23 protein-coding genes are annotated in these 23,213 nt (G+C 52.1%); 4 read left to right on the forward strand and 19 right to left on the reverse strand.

Features of this window, described 5'->3' with window-relative positions; translation table 11 throughout:
* Positions 1–8: 8 nt before the first annotated feature.
* The 4 genes from glrR to purL all read right to left on the reverse strand — a co-directional run bounded on the left by glrR (position 9) and on the right by purL (position 8,101).
* Complete coding sequence (gene glrR / locus ACJHXA_RS16540) at positions 9–1,343, reverse strand: two-component system response regulator GlrR (protein ID WP_001298983.1); 1,335 nt, start codon at positions 1,341–1,343, stop codon at positions 9–11.
* On the reverse strand, positions 1,333–2,046 hold the full coding sequence (gene qseG / locus ACJHXA_RS16545; RefSeq protein WP_001215888.1) for a two-component system QseEF-associated lipoprotein QseG: 714 nt from the start codon (positions 2,044–2,046) through the stop codon (positions 1,333–1,335). Before qseG ends, glrR begins: the two co-directional genes overlap by 11 nt.
* 164 nt (positions 2,047–2,210) lie before the next feature.
* The gene (gene qseE / locus ACJHXA_RS16550) at positions 2,211–3,638 is read right to left on the reverse strand and encodes a two component system sensor histidine kinase QseE/GlrK (RefSeq protein WP_001297612.1); all 1,428 of its coding nucleotides are present in this window, start codon (positions 3,636–3,638) and stop codon (positions 2,211–2,213) included.
* Positions 3,639–4,213: 575 nt separating this feature from the next.
* On the reverse strand, positions 4,214–8,101 hold the full coding sequence (gene purL, locus ACJHXA_RS16555; RefSeq protein WP_000970122.1) for a phosphoribosylformylglycinamidine synthase: 3,888 nt from the start codon (positions 8,099–8,101) through the stop codon (positions 4,214–4,216).
* Between the two features lie 257 nt (positions 8,102–8,358).
* On the opposite strand from purL, the gene mltF reads away from it, so the two are divergent.
* On the forward strand, positions 8,359–9,915 hold the full coding sequence (gene mltF / locus ACJHXA_RS16560) for a membrane-bound lytic murein transglycosylase MltF (RefSeq protein WP_000734193.1): 1,557 nt from the start codon (positions 8,359–8,361) through the stop codon (positions 9,913–9,915).
* Here the strand turns inward: mltF and tadA are convergent.
* Together tadA and yfhb are read right to left on the reverse strand one after the other, a co-directional pair.
* The gene (gene tadA, locus ACJHXA_RS16565) at positions 9,912–10,415 is read right to left on the reverse strand and encodes a tRNA adenosine(34) deaminase TadA (protein ID WP_213081079.1); all 504 of its coding nucleotides are present in this window, start codon (positions 10,413–10,415) and stop codon (positions 9,912–9,914) included. The two genes, mltF and tadA, sit on opposite strands and share 4 nt — an antisense overlap.
* Positions 10,416–10,472: 57 nt before the next feature.
* Positions 10,473–11,108, reverse strand: coding sequence for a phosphatidylglycerophosphatase C (yfhb, locus tag ACJHXA_RS16570; RefSeq protein ID WP_000190655.1), 636 nt, complete (start codon positions 11,106–11,108; stop codon positions 10,473–10,475).
* A 208-nt stretch (positions 11,109–11,316) separates the two neighbouring features.
* On the opposite strand from yfhb, the gene ACJHXA_RS16575 reads away from it, so the two are divergent.
* Positions 11,317–12,165 (forward strand): MurR/RpiR family transcriptional regulator, encoded by an 849-nt coding sequence (locus ACJHXA_RS16575; RefSeq protein WP_001013779.1) that lies wholly within the window; start codon positions 11,317–11,319, stop codon positions 12,163–12,165.
* Positions 12,166–12,220: 55 nt separating this feature from the next.
* Positions 12,221–12,481, forward strand: a complete 261-nt coding sequence (gene yfhL / locus ACJHXA_RS16580; protein ID WP_001196283.1) for a 4Fe-4S dicluster ferredoxin YfhL — start codon at positions 12,221–12,223, stop codon at positions 12,479–12,481.
* Positions 12,482–12,674: 193 nt separating this feature from the next.
* On the opposite strand, the gene shoB is transcribed toward yfhL, so the two are convergent.
* The 13 genes from shoB to rseD all read right to left on the reverse strand — a co-directional run bounded on the left by shoB (position 12,675) and on the right by rseD (position 22,722).
* The gene (gene shoB / locus ACJHXA_RS16585; protein WP_000128776.1) at positions 12,675–12,755 is read right to left on the reverse strand and encodes a type I toxin-antitoxin system toxin ShoB; all 81 of its coding nucleotides are present in this window, start codon (positions 12,753–12,755) and stop codon (positions 12,675–12,677) included.
* A gap of 419 nt (positions 12,756–13,174) precedes the next feature.
* On the reverse strand, positions 13,175–13,555 hold the full coding sequence (acpS, locus tag ACJHXA_RS16590) for a holo-ACP synthase (protein WP_000986029.1): 381 nt from the start codon (positions 13,553–13,555) through the stop codon (positions 13,175–13,177).
* A complete protein-coding gene (pdxJ, locus tag ACJHXA_RS16595; protein ID WP_001297412.1) occupies positions 13,555–14,286 on the reverse strand; it encodes a pyridoxine 5'-phosphate synthase in 732 nt (243 codons plus the stop codon). The genes acpS and pdxJ overlap by 1 nt, the downstream gene beginning before the upstream one ends.
* Before the next feature lie 11 nt (positions 14,287–14,297).
* Positions 14,298–15,026, reverse strand: a complete 729-nt coding sequence (recO, locus tag ACJHXA_RS16600) for a DNA repair protein RecO (protein WP_000399393.1) — start codon at positions 15,024–15,026, stop codon at positions 14,298–14,300.
* A gap of 11 nt (positions 15,027–15,037) precedes the next feature.
* Entirely contained in the window at positions 15,038–15,943 is a 906-nt protein-coding gene (gene era / locus ACJHXA_RS16605; protein ID WP_000020737.1) for a GTPase Era, read from the reverse strand.
* Positions 15,940–16,620, reverse strand: a complete 681-nt coding sequence (rnc, locus tag ACJHXA_RS16610) for a ribonuclease III (protein WP_001068343.1) — start codon at positions 16,618–16,620, stop codon at positions 15,940–15,942. Before rnc ends, era begins: the two co-directional genes overlap by 4 nt.
* Before the next feature lie 272 nt (positions 16,621–16,892).
* Positions 16,893–17,867 (reverse strand): signal peptidase I, encoded by a 975-nt coding sequence (gene lepB / locus ACJHXA_RS16615; protein WP_000002542.1) that lies wholly within the window; start codon positions 17,865–17,867, stop codon positions 16,893–16,895.
* A 15-nt stretch (positions 17,868–17,882) separates the two neighbouring features.
* Positions 17,883–19,682, reverse strand: a complete 1,800-nt coding sequence (gene lepA / locus ACJHXA_RS16620) for a translation elongation factor 4 (RefSeq protein WP_000790168.1) — start codon at positions 19,680–19,682, stop codon at positions 17,883–17,885.
* A gap of 197 nt (positions 19,683–19,879) precedes the next feature.
* On the reverse strand, positions 19,880–20,359 hold the full coding sequence (gene rseC, locus ACJHXA_RS16625) for a SoxR-reducing system protein RseC (RefSeq protein WP_000589070.1): 480 nt from the start codon (positions 20,357–20,359) through the stop codon (positions 19,880–19,882).
* Positions 20,356–21,312 (reverse strand): sigma-E factor regulatory protein RseB, encoded by a 957-nt coding sequence (rseB, locus tag ACJHXA_RS16630; RefSeq protein ID WP_000812053.1) that lies wholly within the window; start codon positions 21,310–21,312, stop codon positions 20,356–20,358. The genes rseC and rseB overlap by 4 nt, the downstream gene beginning before the upstream one ends.
* On the reverse strand, positions 21,312–21,962 hold the full coding sequence (gene rseA, locus ACJHXA_RS16635; RefSeq protein WP_001168459.1) for an anti-sigma-E factor RseA: 651 nt from the start codon (positions 21,960–21,962) through the stop codon (positions 21,312–21,314). The genes rseB and rseA overlap by 1 nt, the downstream gene beginning before the upstream one ends.
* Before the next feature lie 32 nt (positions 21,963–21,994).
* The gene (rpoE, locus tag ACJHXA_RS16640) at positions 21,995–22,570 is read right to left on the reverse strand and encodes an RNA polymerase sigma factor RpoE (RefSeq protein WP_001295364.1); all 576 of its coding nucleotides are present in this window, start codon (positions 22,568–22,570) and stop codon (positions 21,995–21,997) included.
* Positions 22,567–22,722 carry a rpoE leader peptide RseD gene (rseD, locus tag ACJHXA_RS16645; protein WP_001303621.1) on the reverse strand — a complete coding sequence of 52 codons (156 nt, stop codon included), beginning with the start codon at positions 22,720–22,722 and terminating at the stop codon, positions 22,567–22,569. The genes rpoE and rseD overlap by 4 nt, the downstream gene beginning before the upstream one ends.
* Before the next feature lie 255 nt (positions 22,723–22,977).
* On the opposite strand from rseD, the gene ACJHXA_RS16650 reads away from it, so the two are divergent.
* A partial coding sequence (locus ACJHXA_RS16650) for an FAD-binding protein (RefSeq protein ID WP_231202668.1) occupies positions 22,978–23,213 on the forward strand: 236 nt, incomplete at its 3' end.

A 23,213-nucleotide genomic window follows, 5' to 3' on the forward strand; every position in this document is an offset into this window, starting at 1 on the left:
ACGCCAATTCATTCCTTGAAATCGTTTGCATCCAGCTCGTGTCGGGAAAGCAGTTTATAAAATTCTGTCCGGTTGCGCCCCGCCATTCTCGCCGCGTGGGTGACGTTGCCTTTGGTAATTTGCAGCAGCTTACGCAAATAGTTGAGTTCAAACTGATTACGTGCCTCAACAAAGGTTGGCAGCGCCGTGTTTTCACCCTCCAGCGCCTGCTCTACTAATGCATCGCTAATAACCGGAGATGAGGTCAGCGCCACGCACTGTTCAATCACGTTGACCAACTGGCGCACATTACCCGGCCAGCTAGCGGTCATCAGGCGTTTCATCGCATCAGTGGAGAACGCGCGGACAAACGGTTTATGTCGCTCTGCCGCCTGGCGCAACAGGTGATTTGCCAGAAGCGGAATGTCTTCTGTGCGCTCTGCCAGAGCCGGAATTTTCAGGCTGACAACGTTGAGGCGGTAATAGAGATCTTCACGGAATTCCCCGCGCGCCATCGCTTTTGGCAGGTCGCGGTGAGTGGCGGAAATAATCCGCACGTCGATATCAATATCGCGGTTGCTGCCCAGCGGGCGCACTTTACGCTCCTGCAACACGCGCAGCAGTTTGACCTGCAATGGTGCGGGCATATCGCCAATCTCATCGAGAAATAGCGTACCGCCTTCCGCCGCCTGGAATAAACCTTCGCGATTGCTGACAGCGCCAGTAAACGCGCCACGCGCATGACCAAACAGCTCCGACTCCAGCAACTGCTCGGGCAATGCGCCACAGTTAATAGCAATAAATGGTTTGCTGTTACGCGGGCTGGCGTTGTGGATAGCCTGGGCGAAAATCTCTTTCCCGGTGCCGCTCTGGCCATTAATCAACACGCTGACGTCTGATTGCGCCACCAGCCGCGCCTGTTCCAGCAAACGCAGCATCAGCGGGCTGCGGGTGACAATTGCCTCGCGCCAGCGTTCATCGGTGGCTGGCGCGGATTGCTCCAGCGCATCGTCAATTGCCTGATATAGCGCGTCTTTGTCGACAGGCTTGGTGAGGAAACTAAAAACGCCCTGCTGTGTTGCAGCAACGGCATCGGGGATAGAACCATGCGCAGTAAGAATAATTACCGGCATTCCCGGCTGCACTTTCTGGATTTCAGCAAACAGCTGCATACCGTCCATTTCATCCATCCGCAGGTCGCTGATAACTAAATCTACTTTTTCGCGATTCAGTACCCGTAATCCTTCAGCGCCACTTTCCGCCGTGACCACACTGTAGCCTTCGCTGGTCAGGCGCAGGCCAAGCAGTTTCAGCAATCCCGGATCGTCATCGACCAATAATAAATGCGCAGGTTTATGGCTCATCAGGAGTGACCTCATGGGTGGATGGCGCGGGCTTTTCACCCTCGTGCGGCGTATCCGGCGAGAAATTTCCAGCCGGTTTGCGGGTCGAGAGCTGGCGTTCAATATCAGTCAGGTTTTCCAGCTTGCGGGTGGTGAGTTCCAGTTGCTGCTGTAGAACGTGATGTTGCTGGCGCAATGTATCCAGCTCGCTGTCGCTGGCCTGCTGGAGCTTGCCGTAGCGTTGGCGCTCTTCCGCCAGTTGCAGTTGCAGCGCCTGACCGTCGCGCCAGAGTTGATACAGAGGGCGAACCTGTGCCGGGATCTCGGTACTTAGCGCATCAATGCGCGCGACCAGCTGGCGGCGCTCATACGGCGTAATTTTGGCGTCGGCGAGCAAAATCCCTTGTTTAAAGGTATTTTGCCAGCTGCCGTCGTCATATTGGCGAGCTTGCTGACGTGACTGCGCAGGCATTAAACGATCAGCACAATCCATCGCCCGCAGCCAGTAAAGCGGATTGGTTTCGGTTGATTTACCTTGCAGCGCCCAGATGTCGCTACATTCAGTAGAAAGATAGTCAGCCAGTTGATAAACCGGAATTTTTTCTTCTGCTGGCGTATCAATGGCTGGCTTATTGTGACTCTGCACGCAACCCAGCAATGCCAGACATGGCAGCCCTGCCAGCCACAGCCGTCGGGGCAATAATCGTTGAAAAATGTGTCGCATATTCACCAGACTTAATGCCTATCCCAGTGGGCGTAATTATTGCAGGCAGTTTGGACATGGACAGCGCGGAGAAACCGGAGCGTACACGTCGTACGTGAGGATTTCGAGCACTGCCCGGGGCCGAACTGGCAAATAAAATAGCCTGATGGGATAGGCTGTTAGCATTATTTCGTGTTTTTCGACGACGGCAATTCAATGCGGAAACAAACGTCTTGCCCGCTCTCGTCGACCAGATACAGTTCCCCTTGCATACGGCGAATACAATCCCTGGCAATGCTTAATCCCAGACCGCTGCCCTTCACCGCCCCTTTTCGCTGGTGGCTTCCTTGAAAAAAGGGTTCGAAGATCATGGCGCGTTCCTCTTGCGGAATGGGTGTGCCTGTATTGATGACATCAATATAAACCCGTGCACCATGTAAGCTGCTGCGAAGGCAAATGTTACCGGATTCAGCCCCGTAGTGCACCGCATTGGAGTAAAGATTATCCAGTACGCTCATCAGCAGCATTGGCTCCGCCAGGCAAGCTGTTGCTTTGAGATCGACGTCGGTATGCATCATTTTAGCCCGTGCGGGCAGGCTATGAGCAGAAACCACTGTCTCCACCAGCGGTGCTAATTCAACATTCTCCAGTTCCACCGCACTGTCCGCCTGTTTACGGTTGTAATCAAGCAGTTGTTCGATCAGTTTTTGCAAATTGCGGCTGCTGCTATCAAGAATGCTCACCACCTCTTTTTGCTCTGGCGTAAGCGGCCCGACAACCTGGTCAGCCAGTAATTCAGTGCCCTCGCGCATACTCGCCAGTGGCGTTTTTAATTCATGAGATAAATGTCTTAAAAATTGATGGCGTTGGGATTCCAGCCATGACAGGCGCTCACTTAACCAAAGAATACGTTGCCCAACCGAGCGTAACTCGCTCGGTCCACTGAACGAAACGCTATTGCCCAGAGAACGCCCTTCCCCCAGACGGTTGATCATGCGCTCGATATTTTTCACCGGCCCGATAATCATCCGCGTGAAAAGTAGCACCATCACCAGACTCACCAGAAATAGCACCAGCGATTGCCAACCAAAATATTGCCCACGTTCGGCGATTTCACGCTGAAGTTGCTGCCCACGAGAGAACACCACTGTGCGCGTGGCCTGCACCATTTCGGTATTGGCACTGGCAAAGGCTTCAAGACGCGCGGCGGCGGCAGCATCGGGACCACTGTTGTTACACTGAAGTTGGGCCAGATTGTTCAAATCCTGACGCAATGCCTGGTAAAGTTTATCGTCTGGCAGTACGCCTGCGTGGGCATCGAGCATTTCGCTGTAACGCTTGCGCTGGCTTTGATAAACCTTCGCAAGCGTAGGATCGTCCAGCACGCAATACTGACGGTAGCTACGCTCCATCTCCAGCGCCGCGTTGGTCATCGCTTCACTACGCCGGGCATCAATAAGCGTAGTGCGGTTAACCAGCGCCGCCTGATCGCTAAGCGCATTCAGGCTTTGCCAGGCTTGCCATGCCAGCACCAACAGGGGTAGTAGAATTAGCAAAAATGCCAGCATTACCAGTTGTCGTAATGAGCGGGGAAAAACAGGCCAGCGTTTCAAGGTGTTACTCTCGTCAGACGCGAATAGCCTGATGCTAACCGAGGGGAAGTTCAGATACAACAAAGCCGGGAATTACCCGGCTTTGTTATGGAATAAGGCGGTGCCTAACTCGACGTTTCGCCCGATGGTTGATATAGCTACGCTGATATCAGAAGTTGGACGGCAGGCACCTTGTTGTGCGTCATTCGAATTTTATGTAGCACGTCCCGAAGGGGCTGACATAAGTCGGTGAATGAGCCACTGCTTACTATTATGCAGTAACTGTGCCAATAAAGAAAATAGTTTGGTAACGTACTGATTATACGTCGCTTTGAGGGGTTTATGGCTTCTCCGTTATTTGAATGTAAATCAGCCACTGTGTCGCTAAAAAGAGACAACTTAAGATAAACTTATTAGATAATATTAAAATCAATGAGTTAAGTGTCGCCAGAAAGCGACACGGTAAACCACCCATTGTCGTGATTTACAGACACAAAAAAGCTCCCGGAGTTGGGAGCTTATGATAGTGGTTGGTGCTTAATGCCGGATGCGGCGTAAATGCCGCATCCGGGCTGCAAAACCAATGAACTGATGACTTACCCCAACTGCTTACGCGCATTGCGGAAAATGCGCATCCATGGGCCATCCTCGCCCCAGTTTTCCGGATGCCAGGAGTTGCTGACAGTACGGAAAACACGTTCCGGGTGCGGCATCATAATGGTGACTCGACCACTTTCAGTCGTAATCGACGTAATACCGTTCGGTGAACCGTTCGGGTTAGCCGGGTAGGTTTCAGTGACTTTGCCGAAGTTATCGACATAGCGCAGTGCCACCAGCCCTTTGCTTTCCAGTGCCGCCAGATGCGCCGCATCACGCACTTCCACGCGCCCTTCACCATGAGAGACAGCAATCGGCATTTGCGAGCCCACCATCCCCTGCAACAGCAGCGACGGGCTTTGGGTCACTTCAACCAGGCTGAAACGCGCTTCAAAGCGATCGGAGGTATTGCGCACAAAACGTGGCCACAACTCACTACCTGGGATCAGTTCGCGCAGGTTAGACATCATCTGGCAACCGTTACATACCCCCAGCGCCAGCGTTTGCGGACGGTGGAAGAAGGTTGCAAACTCATCGCGTACACGGTCATTGAACAGGATTGACTTCGCCCAACCTTCACCGGCACCCAGCACATCACCGTAGGAGAAACCACCGCACGCGACCAGGGCGTGGAAATCTTCCAGGCCCGTGCGTCCAGTCAGCAGGTCACTCATATGCACATCGATTGCATCGAAGCCTGCACGGTGGAAAGCTGCCGCCATTTCAACATGCGAGTTCACGCCCTGCTCACGCAGCACAGCAACTTTCGGACGTGCGCCAGTGGCAATATACGGTGCTGCCACATCTTCGTTGATATCGAACGACAGTTTCACATTCAGGCCCGGATCGGCGTCGTTTGATTTCGCCTGGTGCTCCTGGTCAGCACACTCCGGGTTGTCACGCAGGCGCTGCATCTGCCAGGTAGTTTCTGCCCACCAGACACGCAACGTGGTGCGGCTTTCGCTGAATACAGTCTGCCCGTTGGCGGTAATCACAAAACGGTCACCGGAAACCGCCTGCCCTACATAATGGACACAATCAGCAAGCCCATGCTGTGCCAGTACGGACTCGACCGCTTCACGGTCAGCGGCACGAACCTGAATCACCGCACCCAGTTCTTCGTTAAACAACGCCGCCAGGCGATCGTCGCCCAGAGAGGCAATATCCGCGTTAATGCCGCAATGACCAGCAAAGGCCATTTCCGCCAGCGTTACCAGCAGGCCGCCATCAGAGCGGTCGTGGTATGCGAGCAGCTTACGCTGTGCAACCAGCGCCTGAATCGCGTCATAGAAGCCTTTCAGTTGCGCGACATCGCGTACATCTGCCGGTTTGTCGCCAAGCTGACGATAAACCTGCGCCAGCGCCGTTGCGCCCAGCGCGTTATTGCCTTTGCCCAAATCAATCAGCAGCAGTGCGTTATCTTCGGTAGAAAGCTGCGGCGTGATGGTGTGACGTACATCTTCCACGCGGGCAAATGCAGAAATCACCAGCGACAGCGGCGACGTCATTTCGCGCTCTTCGTTACCTTCCTGCCAGCGGGTTTTCATCGACATAGAGTCTTTACCCACCGGGATCGTCAGGCCCAGCGCCGGACAAAGCTCTTCGCCCACGGCTTTAACGGCTTCATACAGGCCCGCATCTTCACCAGGGTGGCCTGCCGCCGCCATCCAGTTGGCGGAAAGTTTAATGCGTTTGATATCGCCAATCTGTGTTGCGGCAATATTGGTTAACGCTTCACCGACCGCCAGACGGGCAGAGGCGGCGAAATCCAGCAGCGCAACCGGCGCACGCTCGCCAATCGCCATCGCTTCACCGTAGTAGCTGTCGAGGCTGGCGGTAGTGACCGCGCAGTTAGCGACCGGCACCTGCCACGGACCCACCATCTGATCGCGCGCTACCATGCCAGTTACGCTGCGGTCACCGATGGTCACCAGGAAAGTTTTCTCCGCCACGGTCGGCAGATGCAGTACGCGTTTCACCGCGTCTGCAATGGTGATCCCTTCACGGACCAGCGCATCGCCCTTCGCTTTCAGCGTTTGTACATCGCGGGTCATCTTCGGCGTTTTACCAAGCAGGACGTCCAGCGGCAGATCGATCGGCTGATTATCAAAATGACGATCGTGCAGAGAAAGATGCAGTTCTTCGGTCGCTTCACCAATCACCGCGTAGGGTGCGCGCTCACGCTTACACAGTTCGTCAAACAGCGGTAATTGATCGGCTGCAACCGCCAGCACGTAGCGTTCCTGGGATTCGTTACACCAGATTTCCAGCGGGCTCATGCCCGGTTCGTCGCTTAGAATATCGCGCAGTTCAAATTTACCGCCGCGTCCGCCGTCGCTCACCAGCTCCGGCATCGCGTTAGAAAGACCGCCCGCACCGACGTCGTGGATAAACAGAATTGGGTTAGCATCACCAAGCTGCCAGCAACGGTCGATCACTTCCTGGCAACGACGCTCCATCTCCGGGTTGTCGCGCTGTACGGAAGCAAAGTCGAGGTCGGCATCAGACTGACCTGACGCCATGGAAGACGCCGCTCCGCCGCCAAGACCGATGTTCATTGCCGGGCCGCCGAGAACGACCAGCTTCGCACCGACGTTGATCTCGCCTTTTTGTACGTGATCGGCGCGAATGTTGCCGATCCCGCCCGCCAGCATGATCGGTTTGTGATAACCGCGCAGCTCTTCGCCGTTGTGGCTGTTCACTTTTTCTTCATAAGTACGGAAGTAGCCATTCAGTGCCGGACGACCAAATTCGTTGTTAAACGCCGCGCCGCCCAGCGGGCCTTCGGTCATGATGTCCAGCGCGGTGACAATACGCTCAGGCTTACCGAAATCTTCTTCCCACGGCTGTTCGAAGCCAGGAATTCGCAGGTTGGAAACGGAGAAACCAACCAAACCCGCTTTCGGCTTCGCGCCGCGCCCGGTGGCACCTTCATCGCGGATTTCACCGCCGGAACCGGTCGCCGCGCCCGGCCACGGAGAAATCGCCGTCGGGTGGTTGTGAGTTTCGACTTTCATCAGAATATGCGCCGGTTCCTGATGGAAATCGTAGCGGCCCGTTTCGTGGTCAGCAAAGTAGCGGCCCACTTCAGAACCTTCCATTACGGCGGCGTTATCTTTATAAGCAGAGAGAACGTAATCTGGCGTGGTTTCGAAGGTGTTTTTGATCATCTTAAACAGCGATTTCGGCTGTTGCTCACCGTCGATAACCCAATCGGCGTTAAAAATCTTGTGGCGGCAGTGCTCGGAGTTCGCCTGGGCGAACATATACAGCTCGATGTCGTTCGGGTTACGACCAAGCTTTGTGAAAGCATCCTGCAGATAGTCAATTTCATCTTCCGCCAGTGCCAGGCCAAGACGCAGGTTAGCGTCGATTAGCGCCTGACGGCCCTGCCCCAGCAAATCAACGCTGGTGACCGGAGTCGGTTGATGGTGTGCAAACAGCTGCTCTGCATCATCTAAAGCAAAAAAGACCGTTTCCATCATGCGGTCGTGCAGTTCAGCGGTAACCTGCTGCCATTGTTCATTGGTCAGCGTACCGGCTTCTATATAGTAAGCAACGCCGCGCTCAAGGCGGTTTACCTGTTGTAGCCCGCAGTTATGGGCAATATCGGTCGCTTTCGAAGACCAGGGAGAGATGGTGCCAGGACGCGGGGTCACCAGCAGGAGTTTGCCTTGCGGGGCGTGGCTGGCGAGTGCCGGGCCATATTTCAGCAGGCGTTCAAGTTGTGCGTGCTCATCATCGTTTAACGGCGCATTGAGGTCAGCAAAATGGACATACTCGGCGTAAATATTGTGAACCGGGAGCCTGGCAGCCTGAAAACGTGCCAGCAGTTTGTTGATTCGGAATGCCGACAGTGCAGGCGAACCACGCAGAATTTCCATCATAAGTCTCTCGTCTTCTAAGCTTTCGGTGTACCCAAGGGGGGGAAACGGGCGTCATTATAAAGAATCTGATGCGCTGACGAAACCGTTTGCGTGGAAATAAAATCACCATCGTGAATTAGCAACGCGTGCCGCCAATGGCTGTAATAAGTTGCCATCTGGCGCAGGTTTACGCAAAATGCCGCTCATTTATGAGTAAACCTTTCACTATTATTACGTTTTTTCAAGCTGGGACGCGCACGACACAGAGAATTAACTAATTGAAAAAATTAAAGATTAATTATCTGTTCATCGGCATTCTGGCACTGCTGCTCGCGGTCGCTCTCTGGCCATCCATTCCCTGGTTTGGTAAAGCCGACAACCGTATCGCCGCCATTCAAGCGCGGGGAGAGTTGCGTGTGAGCACCATTCATACTCCCCTGACTTATAACGAAATCAACGGGAAACCTTTTGGCCTGGATTACGAACTGGCGAAACAGTTTGCCGATTACCTCGGTGTAAAACTGAAAGTGACCGTGCGGCAGAATATCAGCCAGCTGTTTGACGACCTCGATAATGGTAACGCCGACCTGCTGGCGGCAGGACTGGTCTATAACAGTGAGCGGGTAAAAAATTATCAGCCTGGCCCTACCTATTATTCCGTGTCACAACAACTGGTTTATAAAGTGGGTCAGTATCGCCCGCGCACACTGGGCAACCTGACGGCGGAGCAACTCACCGTTGCACCGGGTCACGTGGTGGTTAACGATCTCCAAACCCTGAAAGACACAAAATTCCCGGAATTAAGCTGGAAGGTAGACGACAAAAAAGGCTCTGCGGAATTAATGGAAGATGTCATCGAAGGAAAACTCGATTACACCATTGCTGATTCTGTCGCCATCAGCCTGTTTCAGCGCGTTCACCCGGAGCTCGCCGTAGCGCTCGATATCACCGATGAACAACCGGTGACTTGGTTTAGCCCGTTAGATGGCGATAATACCCTTTCCGCCGCCCTGCTCGACTTCTTCAACGAAATGAATGAAGACGGTACGCTGGCACGCATTGAAGAGAAATACCTGGGGCATGGCGATGATTTTGATTACGTCGATACGCGCACATTTTTACGCGCCGTCGATGCGGTACTGCCGCAGTTAAAGCCCCTGTTTGAGAAATACGCCGAAGAAATTGACTGGCGTTTGCTGGCCGCTATTGCTTATCAGGAATCGCACTGGGATGCACAGGCCACTTCACCGACGGGTGTGCGCGGCATGATGATGTTAACCAAAAATACCGCGCAAAGCCTCGGCATTACGGATCGTACCGATGCCGAACAGAGCATCAGCGGTGGCGTGCGTTATTTGCAGGATATGATGAGTAAAGTGCCGGAAAGTGTGCCGGAGAACGAGCGGATCTGGTTTGCCCTCGCTGCGTACAATATGGGCTATGCGCATATGCTGGATGCCCGCGCCCTGACGGCAAAAACCAAAGGGAATCCTGACAGTTGGGCTGACGTAAAACAGCGTCTGCCTTTACTTAGCCAGAAACCCTATTACAGCAAGCTGACTTACGGCTACGCTCGTGGACATGAAGCCTACGCTTATGTCGAAAATATTCGTAAGTATCAGATTAGCCTGGTGGGTTATCTGCAAGAGAAAGAGAAGCAGGCTACAGAAGCGGCGATGCAACTGGCGCAGGATTATCCGGCGGTATCGCCTACGGAGTTGGGCAAAGAGAAATTTCCTTTTCTCTCGTTTCTTTCCCAGTCGTCATCAAACTATTTGACCCATTCTCCCTCTCTGCTGTTTTCCAGGAAAGGGAGTGAAGAGAAACAAAATTAATCCGTCGAGGATTGCGCTTTTTTCTGCGCTTTAATTTCCTGGCGGCGCATGCGAAAGAAGTCACTGAGCAACGCCGCGCACTCATCCGCCAGTATTCCTTCCGTAATTTCCACTCGGTGATTCATACCCGGATGATGCAGCACATCCATTAAAGATCCCGCAGCGCCAGTTTTCGCGTCACGCGCACCAAAGACCACGCGACCAATGCGACTGTGGATCATCGCTCCGGCACACATTACACATGGTTCAAGCGTGACATACAACGTGGCGTCGATCAGACGATAATTTTGCATCACCAGACCACCCTGCCGCAGGGCCATGATTTCTGCATGTGCGGTGGGATCATGGCGACCAATCGGGCGGTTCCAGCCTTCGCCGATTACCCGATTGTTATGCACTAATACCGCGCCGACCGGCACTTCCCGCTCATCCCAGGCACGTTTCGCCAGCGTCAGCGCGTGACACATCCAGTATTCGTGGCTAAATTCGACTTCAGACAAAAAGAAAACTCCGGTTATAAAAGCGCGGCGCATTATACACGGACGCTATGCTTTACTCTATTCCAGTTGCTGGAGTTCACCGCGCGGGGTTACTCGCCAACGATGCTGACAGAAATAAAGCAGCGGATTGTCCTGATTACTGTCGCTATAGCCACTGTACAGCCGCAGCGGAGTGCCGATTTTGCGCTCCAGTTGTGCGACCTTTTCATGTCCCAGACAACGCATCGTCAATACCCAACCACCATAGCCACGCTGAATTTGGCTGGCGATAAGATTAACCCGCGGCAGCCAGGGCGTATCGAAATAAACCGCTTCAACCAGCGGCTGCGGAGAGCCGGTAATCAACCAGATATCAGCATCGGAACTTAACAGGTAGGTGGTTAATCGCTCCTGAACCAGCGGAAAGGCGGTAACATTGTCGCGAAACCAGCGCACGAAATCGGCCTGCAACGTCTGTAAACGTGCTTCGCTGTGACCAAAAGTGCACCCCCACAGAAGCAGACTCATCGGCCAGCGTGCCGCACGACCTTTTATCAATAACGCAATGGCTATAATCGGTAACAACGGCAGGACAAGTAACGCATTCAGCGGTTGGCGACGCAGTAAATAGCGCAGAAAACTGCCGAACATATCCTGCTGATGCAATGTTCCATCTAAGTCAAAAAACACCACACGACGCTCGTGAGTTGCCAAACCATACTCCTCTGGACTGAAACATCCTGATTAATTTTCGCTACTACATAGCCTAACAGATAGATCATCACTTTTCCGGCAACAATCGACCGCATCATGGCTAACTGGAATTTTTAATTCATGGCAATTAGCGGCAATGGAATATAAAATTCACTCGCGTGTCTCTCATATTGCCTGTTGTCGCCACTATTTCATCGCGAGGAAAGATATGAACGGCTTACTTCGTATCCGTCAGCGTTACCAGGGGCTTGCCCAGAGTGATAAAAAACTGGCGGATTATCTGCTGCTACAACCTGATACGGCGCGCCATTTAAGCTCTCAGCAACTGGCCAACGAAGCCGGAGTCAGTCAGTCCAGCGTCGTGAAGTTCGCGCAAAAACTCGGCTATAAAGGTTTTCCGGCGCTTAAGTTGGCGTTGAGTGAAGCGCTGGCAAGCCAGCCGGAATCGCCCTCCGTGCCCATTCATAACCAAATCCGCGGTGATGATCCGTTACGGCTGGTCGGCGAAAAACTGATTAAAGAAAATACTGCCGCTATGTACGCAACGCTAAACGTTAATAGTGAAGAGAAACTGCATGAATGCGTAACAATGTTGCGCTCTGCGCGGCGGATAATTCTGACCGGTATTGGCGCTTCGGGTCTGGTGGCGCAAAACTTTGCCTGGAAGCTGATGAAGATTGGCTTCAATGCTGCCGCAGTGCGCGATATGCATGCGCTACTCGCAACAGTACAGGCGTCGTCCCCTGACGATCTGTTATTAGCCATTTCCTACACCGGTGTACGACGCGAGTTAAACCTGGCGGCAGATGAGATGCTGCGAGTGGGCGGAAAAGTGCTGGCGATTACCGGCTTTACTCCGAATGCCCTGCAACAGCGTGCTTCTCATTGCCTGTATACCATTGCCGAAGAACAAGCGACAAACAGTGCTTCAATCTCTGCTTGTCACGCTCAGGGAATGTTAACGGATTTGCTGTTCATTGCGCTGATTCAGCAGGATCTGGAACTGGCACCAGAACGTATTCGTCATAGTGAAGCGCTGGTGAAAAAACTGGTCTGAGTAAAGAATGCGCGTATAATGCCCGCCCGGTTTGTGTTGTTTTGAGAGTTTCCTTATGGCGTTGTTAATCACTAAAAAATGCATCAATTGTGATATGTGTGAACCCGAATGCCCGAATGAGGCGATTTCAATGGGAGATCATATCTACGAGATTAACAGCGATAAGTGTACCGAATGCGTAGGGCACTACGAGACACCAACCTGCCAGAAGGTGTGCCCGATCCCCAATACTATTGTGAAAGATCCGGCGCATGTCGAGACAGAAGAACAGTTGTGGGATAAATTTGTGCTGATGCACCACGCGGATAAAATTTAATATTCTACTCTGGAAGTAGAGTATTAATTATATTACTGGGAAGCCTTAACGCCATTATATTTATTTAATTGATGACATTAGCATAATCATTCACTAAGTTAATTTATATAGTATCTGCCAAGACACTTATTTATAGTTATTAAAGGCGCGTCCGATTGGCTCACCGGACGCACCTTAAGTACGTTTCCTTGTGTTATAAGAACAGAAGGATCAGCTGTAAAACAGCAATGATGATTTTGATGACCCGTTTAATCAGGTATCGGCAATCAGTCATTCGTTTTTCCTTAAACAAGGAATGCAGCTGTTCAGATTAGCCCTTACATCTCCCCAAAACTGAACGTGCGAGTTATTGAGGGTGCATGCTGCACTCCACACCAGAGCTTTGACGACACCACTCGTTTCAATGGGGGAATTCTGTGGCATGGTGTAAAGCACAGCAAAATCTTCAATAACGAAGCCAATTTTAATGTACTTACGAATTGGCGGTCACGTTAATCTTTCCATCAATATTGCTTTCTTCGTAAAGGCTCGAGTTTTTATGCTAAAGATTGCAAGTTGCTTGTAAAAGATAAGTACACTGATCCATAATCGCTGTTGTTGAGGGTGCATGCTGCACAAAATTAAAGTTAAAAAGTAAAACCCCCGTTCCTTACCAGTTCGGGGGTTTTACTTTTTAAAGAGAACGGTATTATTTTAACTTTCAATAATTACCGTGGCACAAGCATAGTGGCGTTCATCTGCCAGCGTTACATGCATATTTACAACGCCGAGCTTTTCCGCCAGTTTTAATGCCTCACCCCATAGCCGTAGCCGTGGTTTGCCGAGCTCATCATTGAATACTTCAAATTGATTAAACGCCAGACCATTGCGGATCCCGGTGCCAAACGCTTTTGCTGCGGCTTCTTTCACAGCAAAACGCTTCGCCAGAAAACGCACCGGCTGGTGGTGCGTTTTCCAGATTGCCCATTCGTTATCGCTTAATACGCGGCGTGCCAGGCGCTCACCGGATCGGGCGATCACTGCTTCTATGCGAGCGATCTCTACGATATCCGTGCCTAAACCTAATATTGCCATTAGCCACGCGCTTCCAGCATCAGACGCTTCATTTCTGCCACCGCATCTTTCAGTCCGGTCATCACTGCACGACCAATAATGGCATGACCGATATTCAGTTCATGCATCTCAGGGATGGCGGCAATAGCTTTCACGTTGTGATAGGTCAGACCGTGACCAGCGTTAACTTTCAGACCGAGACTAGCGGCAAAGGTCGCGGCTTTGGCGATACGCGCCAGCTCTTGCGCCTGTTCGGCGTCAGTTTTGGCATCAGCATAGCAACCGGTGTGGATCTCGATAAACGGTGCGCCAACCTCTGCCGCAGCTTTGATCTGCTCTTCATCGGCGTCGATAAAGAGAGAAACCTGGATCCCGGCATCTGCCAGACGTTTGCAGGCATCGCGCATTTTGTCACGCTGCCCTGCGACGTCCAGGCCGCCTTCGGTTGTTACTTCCTGACGCTTTTCCGGTACCAGACAGCAAAAATGTGGCTTCGTCTCAACGGCGATCGCCAGCATCTCTTCGGTCACCGCCATCTCCAGATTCATGCGGGTATCCAGTGTCTGACGCAGGATGCGCACATCACGGTCAGTAATGTGGCGGCGATCTTCACGTAAATGCACGGTAATGCCGTCCGCTCCCGCCTGCTCAGCAATAAACGCCGCCTGCACCGGATCCGGGTAAGCAGTACCGCGTGCGTTACGCAGCGTTGCAATATGGTCAATGTTGACGCCTAACAGTAATTCAGCCATGACAATCCTCATCATTCATAATGTGTTTTCACCGTTCGCTTAGGCATAAACTGCCGGAACAGTTCCCTGCTCTTTAATGGTTTACCGCCAAGATACGGCTTAAGCGCCATGCGGGTAAAGCGTTTCGCGGCGCGTAGTGTGTCTGCGTCAGGAAATTCCCGCGCGTTTAACGCTTTTAACTGCCTTCCGGTGAACGTTTTATTGTCGATAACGACGCTTGCGATAAACCCTTTTTCTTCGCGATAACGATACGTCATGGTGTCATCTACCGGCTCGCCGCTACCCGCACAATGGGTAAAATTGACGCCATAGCCCAGATGCCCGAGCAGTGCCAGTTCAAAGCGGCGCAGCGCGGGTTCTGGCGTACCAGTGGCACCTGCAAGAGACTGAATGCAGTGCAAGTAATCGAAAAAGAGTTCAGAGAAGCGCGTCTCGTATTCCAGTACGCGGGAGAGAAGTTCGTTGATGTACAGACCGCTGTAAAGCGTGATACCGCTTAATGGCAGCGCCAGCGAGACAGCTTCAGCACTGCGCAGCGTTTTGACTTCGCCACGCCCGCCGAAACGTAGCAAGAGAGGGGTGAAAGGCTGTAATGCACCTTTCAGAGTAGAGCGTTTAGAGCGTGCGCCTTTGGCAACCAGACGCACGCGACCCGATTCCTCCGTGAAGACGTCCAGCATCAGGCTGGTTTCGCTCCACGGGCGACTATGCAGGACAAATGCGCGCTGCCAGCCTTCCATCGGAGTGACTCTTAAAGATCGTCAACGTAACCGAGACTGCGCAGTGCGCGTTCGTCGTCGGCCCAACCGGATTTCACTTTTACCCACAGTTCAAGGTGGACAGGCGCTTCGAACATTTCCTGCATGTCTTTACGCGCTTCAATCCCGATGGTTTTGATCTTGGCCCCTTTGTTGCCAATAACCATCTTCTTCTGCCCTTCACGCTCAACGAGAATCAAACCATTGATGTCATAACCACCGCGTTCGTTAGAGACGAAACGTTCGATCTCCACGGTCACGGAGTACGGCAGTTCAGCGCCGAGGAAACGCATCAGTTTTTCGCGGATGATTTCAGACGCCATAAAACGCTGTGAGCGATCGGTGATGTAATCTTCCGGGAAGTGATGGGTCGCTTCAGGGAGGTGCTTACGCACGATTGCTGCGATAGTGTCGACATTCAGCCCGGTTTCAGCAGAGATCGGCACGATATCGAGGAAGTTCATCTGACTTGCCAGGAACTGTAAGTGCGGCAGCAGATCGGCTTTTTCCTGCACGTTATCCACTTTGTTCACCGCGAGGATCACCGGCGCTTTGCCATCGCGCAGTTTGTTGAGCACCATTTCGTCGTCCGGCGTCCAGCGGGTGCCTTCAACGACAAAAATCACCAGCTCAACGTCGCCAATAGAGCTGCTCGCCGCTTTGTTCATCAGGCGGTTAATAGCGCGTTTTTCTTCCATATGCAGGCCAGGGGTATCAACGTAGATCGCCTGATACGCGCCTTCAGTATGGATCCCCACAATGCGGTGACGAGTTGTTTGCGCTTTGCGGGAGGTGATGGAGATCTTCTGCCCCAGCAGTTTGTTCAACAATGTGGATTTGCCAACGTTCGGACGTCCGACGATGGCAATAAATCCGCAGTAACTTTTATCGATGCTCATTCCAGCTCCAGTTTTTTCAACGCCTGTTCGGCGGCAGCCTGCTCAGCCTTACGACGGCTTGAACCTGTGCCAACCACCGGTTCACTCAGGCCGCTGACCTGGCAGTGGATAGTAAATTCCTGATCGTGCGCTTCGCCACGTACCTGGACTACCAGATAAGTCGGCAGCGGCAGATGGCGACCCTGCAAATATTCTTGCAAGCGCGTTTTCGGATCTTTTTGTTTATCGCCTGGGCTAATTTCGTCCAAACGAGTTTGATACCAGTTGAGGATTAATTTCTCGACGGTTTGAATATCACTGTCGAGGAATACGCCACCAATTAATGCTTCGACGGTGTCGGCGAGAATTGACTCACGACGAAATCCACCGCTTTTAAGTTCACCTGGCCCTAAACGTAAGCACTCGCCTAACTCAAATTCGCGCGCCAGTTCCGCCAGCGTATTGCCACGGACCAGCGTGGCGCGCATCCGGCTCATATCGCCTTCATCCACACGAGGGAAACGGTGATAAAGCGCATTGGCGATAACGTAGCTCAGAATAGAGTCGCCTAAAAATTCTAAACGCTCGTTATGTTTACTGCTGGCACTACGATGAGTTAATGCCTGCTGCAACAGTTCCTGATGATTAAAAGTGTAGCCCAGCTTCCGTTGAAGCCGATTAATTACGATGGGGTTCATGCGATACCAATAAATAAATGCGTCAACAATTCAGCACACGAAACAGACCTGATATACATGGCTCTGCTAACTGCTTCGCTGCAGTTTCAGTTTACCGGTATATGGGGACCAACGCTGTTTCGTGTGCCGTGGCAACCTGGAGGTGCCAACCTTAAACTTCGGGGGAATATTCTATACACAACGACGGGGGATGTCGTTAGCCACGGGAGATTTATCTCATAAATAATTCACGTTGTCGCCATAACGGCGACAACGTGAACGAAGATGAGCTATTAATGGATGCCGCCAATGCGACTTAAGCGCACACCAGTCGGCCATTCGCCTTCTTGCTTATCGAAGCTCATCCAGATAGCCGTTGCCCGACCGACCAGATTCGCTTCAGGCACAAACCCCCAATAACGGCTGTCCGCGCTGTTGTCGCGGTTGTCGCCCATCATGAAGTATTGTCCCGGAGGAACAATCCAGGTTGCCAGTTGTTGCCCTGGCTGCTGGTAATACATCCCCACCTGATCCTGCGCAATCGGCACTGTCAGAATTCGGTGCGTCACATCACCCAGTGTCTCTTTACGCTCGGAAAGACGAATTCCATTTTCTTTGGTTTCGTTTTTCGGCACTTCAAAGAATCCGCTGGTCGCTTCCCCACCATTACGGCGTGAGAAGGTCTGAACGAAATCGCTCGGTTCCACGTTTGAGTAGGTGACCGGCAGCGCGTTTTCACACGCCTGGCCGGAACTGCATCCCGGTTGAATCGTCAGCTCTTTCGAGACCGGATCGTAAGTGACTTTATCGCCCGGTAAACCCACCGCGCGCTTGATGTAATCAAGCTTTGGATCTTCCGGATATTTAAAGACCACGATATCTCCGCGTTTCGGATGACCGGTTTCGATCAGCGTTTTCTGGTAGATAGGATCTTTAATGCCATAAGCAAACTTTTCTACCAGAATAAAATCACCGATTAACAGAGTCGGCATCATCGAACCTGACGGGATCTGGAACGGTTCATAAATAAACGAACGCACAATCAATACGATAGCCAGCACCGGAAAAACAGAAGCACCGGTTTCCAGCCAGCCAGGCTTCGGCGCAACCTTTTTCAGGGTTGCTTTATCCAGTGAGTCACCGGCAGCCGCCTGCGCCGCTGCCTGACGTTCCCGCCGTTTAGGTGCGAAAAAGAATTTATCCACGCACCATAAAATGCCCGTCACCAGTGTGGCAATCACCAGAATCAGGGCAAACATATTCGCCATGCCAACTCCTAAGGGTTATTTGTTGTCTTTGCCGACGTGCAGAATGGCGAGGAACGCTTCCTGCGGCAGCTCGACGTTACCGATCTGCTTCATGCGTTTCTTACCTTCTTTCTGCTTCTGCAGCAGCTTTTTCTTACGGCTGATATCGCCGCCATAACATTTAGCCAGTACGTTTTTACGCAGCTGTTTCACGGTGGATCGCGCAATAATGTGCGTACCAATCGCTGCCTGAATGGCGATATCAAACTGCTGGCGTGGGATCAGATCTTTCATCTTCTCCACCAACTCGCGACCGCGGTTTTGCGAATTATCACGGTGGGTGATCAGCGCCAACGCATCAACACGTTCACCGTTGATTAATACGTCTACACGTACCATGTCGGACGCCTGGAAGCGTTTGAAGTTGTAATCCAGAGACGCATAACCACGCGAGGTAGATTTCAGGCGATCGAAGAAGTCGAGCACCACTTCCGCCATCGGGATCTCGTACGTCAGCGCCACCTGATTACCGTGGTAAACCATATTGGTCTGCACGCCGCGTTTTTCTACGCACAGCGTAATAACGTTGCCGAGATATGCCTGCGGCAGCAGCATGTGACATTCGGCAATCGGCTCGCGCAGTTCGTAGATGTTATTTACCGCTGGCAGCTTGGATGGACTGTCGACGTAAATAACTTCTCTTGACGTGGTTTCAACTTCATACACTACGGTCGGCGCAGTGGTGATCAGATCCAGATCGTATTCACGTTCCAGACGTTCCTGGATGATCTCCATGTGCAGCAGGCCGAGGAAGCCGCAGCGGAAACCAAAGCCCAGCGCGCTGGAGCTTTCCGGCTCATAGAACAGTGAAGCATCGTTCAGGCTGAGTTTACCCAGCGCGTCACGGAAGGCTTCATAGTCGTCGGAACTTACCGGGAACAGACCGGCGTATACCTGCGGTTTGACTTTCTTAAAGCCAGGCAGCGCCTTTTCTGCCGGATTACGCGCCAGCGTTAAGGTATCGCCGACTGGAGCGCCGTGGATATCTTTAATCGCACATACCAGCCAGCCTACTTCGCCACATTTCAGTTCAGTGCGGTCAACCTGTTTCGGCGTGAAGATGCCCAGACGGTCGGCGTTATAGGTCTGCCCGGTACTCATGACTTTCACTTTGTCGCCCTTACGCAGGGTGCCGTTTTTAATACGGATAAGTGAAACAACGCCCAGGTAGTTGTCGAACCATGAGTCGATAATTAGTGCCTGCAACGGGCCTTCCGGATCGCCTTCCGGCGGCGGAATGTCGCGCACCAGACGTTCGAGAACGTCCTGCACGCCAACGCCGGTTTTCGCTGAACAGCGCACCGCGTCGGTGGCGTCGATGCCGACGATATCTTCAATTTCTTCCGCCACGCGTTCAGGATCGGCTGCCGGCAGGTCAATCTTGTTCAGTACCGGCACCACTTCGAGATCCATTTCCATGGCGGTGTAGCAGTTTGCCAGGGTTTGCGCTTCTACGCCCTGCCCGGCGTCGACCACCAGCAATGCACCTTCACAGGCAGCCAGCGAACGGGAAACTTCATAGGAGAAGTCAACGTGGCCCGGGGTGTCGATAAAGTTCAGCTGATAGGTTTCGCCGTCAGACGCTTTGTAGTCCAGCGTCACGCTTTGCGCTTTGATGGTTATGCCACGCTCACGCTCAAGATCCATGGAATCGAGAACCTGCGCCTCCATTTCACGGTCAGACAGGCCACCGCAGATCTGGATAATACGGTCAGACAGCGTCGATTTACCGTGGTCAATGTGAGCTATGATCGAAAAGTTACGTATATTCTTCATAAAGTATGATTATTGTGCCTTAATGCCCGGTTAACCAGGCTTTTAGAAGTCGCTGTTCTGAGCTTAACGTCTGTATTAATAGAAACGCCGCATTCTACACTACAACATTGAGGCGAGGAAATGTTCATACCGTATGGATTGTGGTATCTGGAAACGTCCTCGCATTTGTTATGCAAAATGCAACAAAGCCAGTGAAATCACTGGCTCGCGTCTTCCGAAGATGTTTCAAATCGCACAAGGCCAGGCGGCAATGCCACGCTTAAGATGATCGGTTGCCATTCTGCCCGGGCAGCAAACTTACGCGAGTAGCCGCGCGCAATCAGGAACCCGCCAATACCGCCGAGGACCGCACCACATAATGCTGCGACGTCAGAAGCAAAGAGTAGCTGAAATAGCGAAGCGATGAGGAATAATCCCACCAGCGGCGACATATAAACCAGTAATGCGGAGCTAAGCAGGCTGCCTTCGGCGATCCCCAATTCCACTTTTTGCCCCGGCACTAACGGCTCATCACAGGGTACGACAATGGTATGCGTGGTTTGCGGGCCAAGTTTATTTAACACGCGGCTACCGCAACCGGCGCGTGAAGCGCAGCTGCTGCATGAAGCTTTAACATCACAACTGACCAGCGCCTGCCCGTTTTGCCAGGAGACGACGGTAGCCCACTCTTTGATCATTGCGCTGCCCCGAACTTAATATTCTCGGCAATGCGTTTCGCCGTTTGCGGCGGCAGTTCACCGACAATGGTGATTTCGGCGTTATCACGTACGCTTGTACTGACGGTTCTGCGTCCGGTGCGCAACATCTGATCGGTGCTCGATGGCGTAGCGCGGTTAACGTTTACCGAGAAGCTGAATAATCCGTCGGAATAGAGACGTGATTCGATAGGCATGTTGTCCATCGTCGGTAGCGGACGTCGACTACTGGAAACTTCGCTAAAACCCTGTGGCAACCAGGTTGGCGTCCAGCTGAATTTAGCTTTTTCACCTACAGGAACAGAAAGCAACGGCGGCAAATTTGCCTTCGCCAGCGTCTGCATACTGCTGCTGATATCCTGATTGACGTTAAAAGCAATCACGCGAAATTGTTCCAGCGTTTCACCATCGCGATCAAGGAGATCAACCCGCATCGGTAATTTCGATTCGGTGTCCATCCACACGATGTAGCTGTAGCGTGTACCATCTCGGGCAACCACGCGAATGACTTCGCAAAGACGATCAGCAATACGCGTGCGCCCGACGGAGATAAAGTCGTAGTAAGGAGAAAGGCGTTTGAAATCGGTATAGATAAGCGATGGCAGAGAATCAACAATGTAATCGCCATTAAGCGTGAACGGTTCAAGTCCCGGTTCAAAATAGCTGATTTCATTGCCGCGCTGTACCACTTCCCGGCGCGGGCCATCCATTTGCAACAATTGTGCAAGAGGGCGGTTATCGAGGCGTGCATGTCGATAACGCAGAGACTCAACACCCTGTTTATTGATGCTGATGAATGACAGCTCGTAATTCAGTGACTGACTGGCCAGGTTCATCTGCTGTAATAACGCCCCGGACGCGGGAGTGGCCGAGGCGTTAGCAGAGAATAACAGGCTACCTGTCACTAATGACATGGCAAACCAAAGTTGCTTCATTACTGCGATTGCGTTCCTAAAGTTTGAATTCCTGGCACCTGTACAGCGGCTTGCTGGGTTTGCGCCTGCTCAAACTGAAGCTGTTCAGAGTGGAGTCGGCGTTGCAGTTCGTAATCCTGCAACATTGCATTAATGCGACGACGCTGCTCCTGTACCTGCTGCTGTTGACCATTGTTTGCGGTCGCTTCAGAAGGTACTCCCAGGCTTACCGGGCTGGCTTTACCCATCATCGGCAGTGTATTAAATACCGGCGTTTCGGGCTGCTGGGACGTTTCAGATTGTCCATTATAGTGCTGGACGCCAACGATAACTGCAAGCGATACGCATGCTGCTACGCCCATTTGGGTAAGCTGTGCCGCCCACGGACGTACTTTCTGCCAGAATGGCATTTTCTGCCATTGATGCGGCGCAGGCTGGGCTTCCGGGATCAATGTCGCCGGTTGACGTACTGGCTCTTCTTCAATGGCGGCCATCACGCGTGAAGAGATATCGAAATGGAGCACCTCGGGAGTATCACCCCGCATTGAGTCACGGATTAAGTGATAGCTTTCCCAGGTTTTCTGCATTTCTGGGTTATGAGCCAGTTCGTTAAGCAGCTCACTATCCAGCGTTTCGCCATCCATTAAAGCGGAAAGTTGTTCTTTCTGCATGCCTAATACCCTTATCCAGTATCCCGCTATCGTCAACGCCTGATAAGCGGTTGAACTTTGTTATCAATAGCTTCCCTCGCTCGGAAGATACGTGAACGCACCGTACCTACCGGACAATCCATGATAGCGGCTATCTCTTCATAGCTCAGGCCATCCAGCTCCCGCAAGGTTATTGCCATGCGCAAATCTTCCGGGAGGGACTCAATAGTTCGGAAAACTATCTGTCTCAGTTCTTCTGACAACATTAAGTTCTCAGGGTTCGAAATTTCTTTCAACGCGCCGCCACTTTCGAAGTTTTCAGCTTCAATGGCATCCACATCACTGGAAGGTGGACGACGCCCCTGAGCAACCAGGTAATTTTTCGCTGTATTTACAGCAATCCGATACAGCCATGTATAAAAAGCGCTATCTCCCCGGAACGAATCCAGCGCACGATAGGCTTTAATAAAAGCTTCTTGTACCACATCGGGAACATCACCCGACGGCACATAGCGGGAAACCAGACTCGCCACTTTATGCTGATAGCGCACTACCAGTAGGTTAAAGGCTTTCTGATCTCCCTTCTGGACCCGTTCAACCAGGACCTGGTCCGTTAACTGCTCGCTCATCCGAGGTAAAGTCTCCCCAAACCAAATTTCCACGCGCTATCGAAACGCCACTCCATTAGCTGCAATTTGAGCAAGCAAAGGGTTAGAGTGTCTCGTTTTTGTAAAGTTCCGTAACGCATCTGTTTTTGTTTGTCATGCTGTAGACGGATCATTATCTATCATTATAAGTCTACAGAATCTGAACATCGCATTATCTGTGTAGAAATGCCCATTTAACTGCCTGAAGAGTAACCCAACGGCCTTTTTATTTCACCACCTAATCCTCCACCAGCCAGTAACTTCTCTTTTTCTCGCCGCCCTGCGTCAGCGTGTTTAGCCACTGTAACAAATATTAAAATAGCAGGTGTTTATTCGCACAACATGATGCTATGCTGACCAAACGGTGTTTAGTAAATTAAACAAAGAAAATGAATACTCTCCCAGAACATTCATGTGACGTGTTGATTATCGGTAGCGGCGCAGCCGGACTTTCACTGGCGCTACGCCTGGCTGACCAGCATCAGGTCATCGTTCTAAGTAGATACTGTTATGGCCTGCAAGTTTTTTCCTGGTCCGGTTTCCCGGATTGCAGGCATGCCAGACACAGCGCCGTCAGGCGCTGTTTTTTTCATCCCTTCCGCGATTTTTACGCCGCTACCGGATT

Origin of the sequence: Escherichia sp. WS33 (genome assembly GCF_046486385.1) — a bacterium.
GTDB lineage: Bacteria > Pseudomonadota > Gammaproteobacteria > Enterobacterales > Enterobacteriaceae > ECMA0423.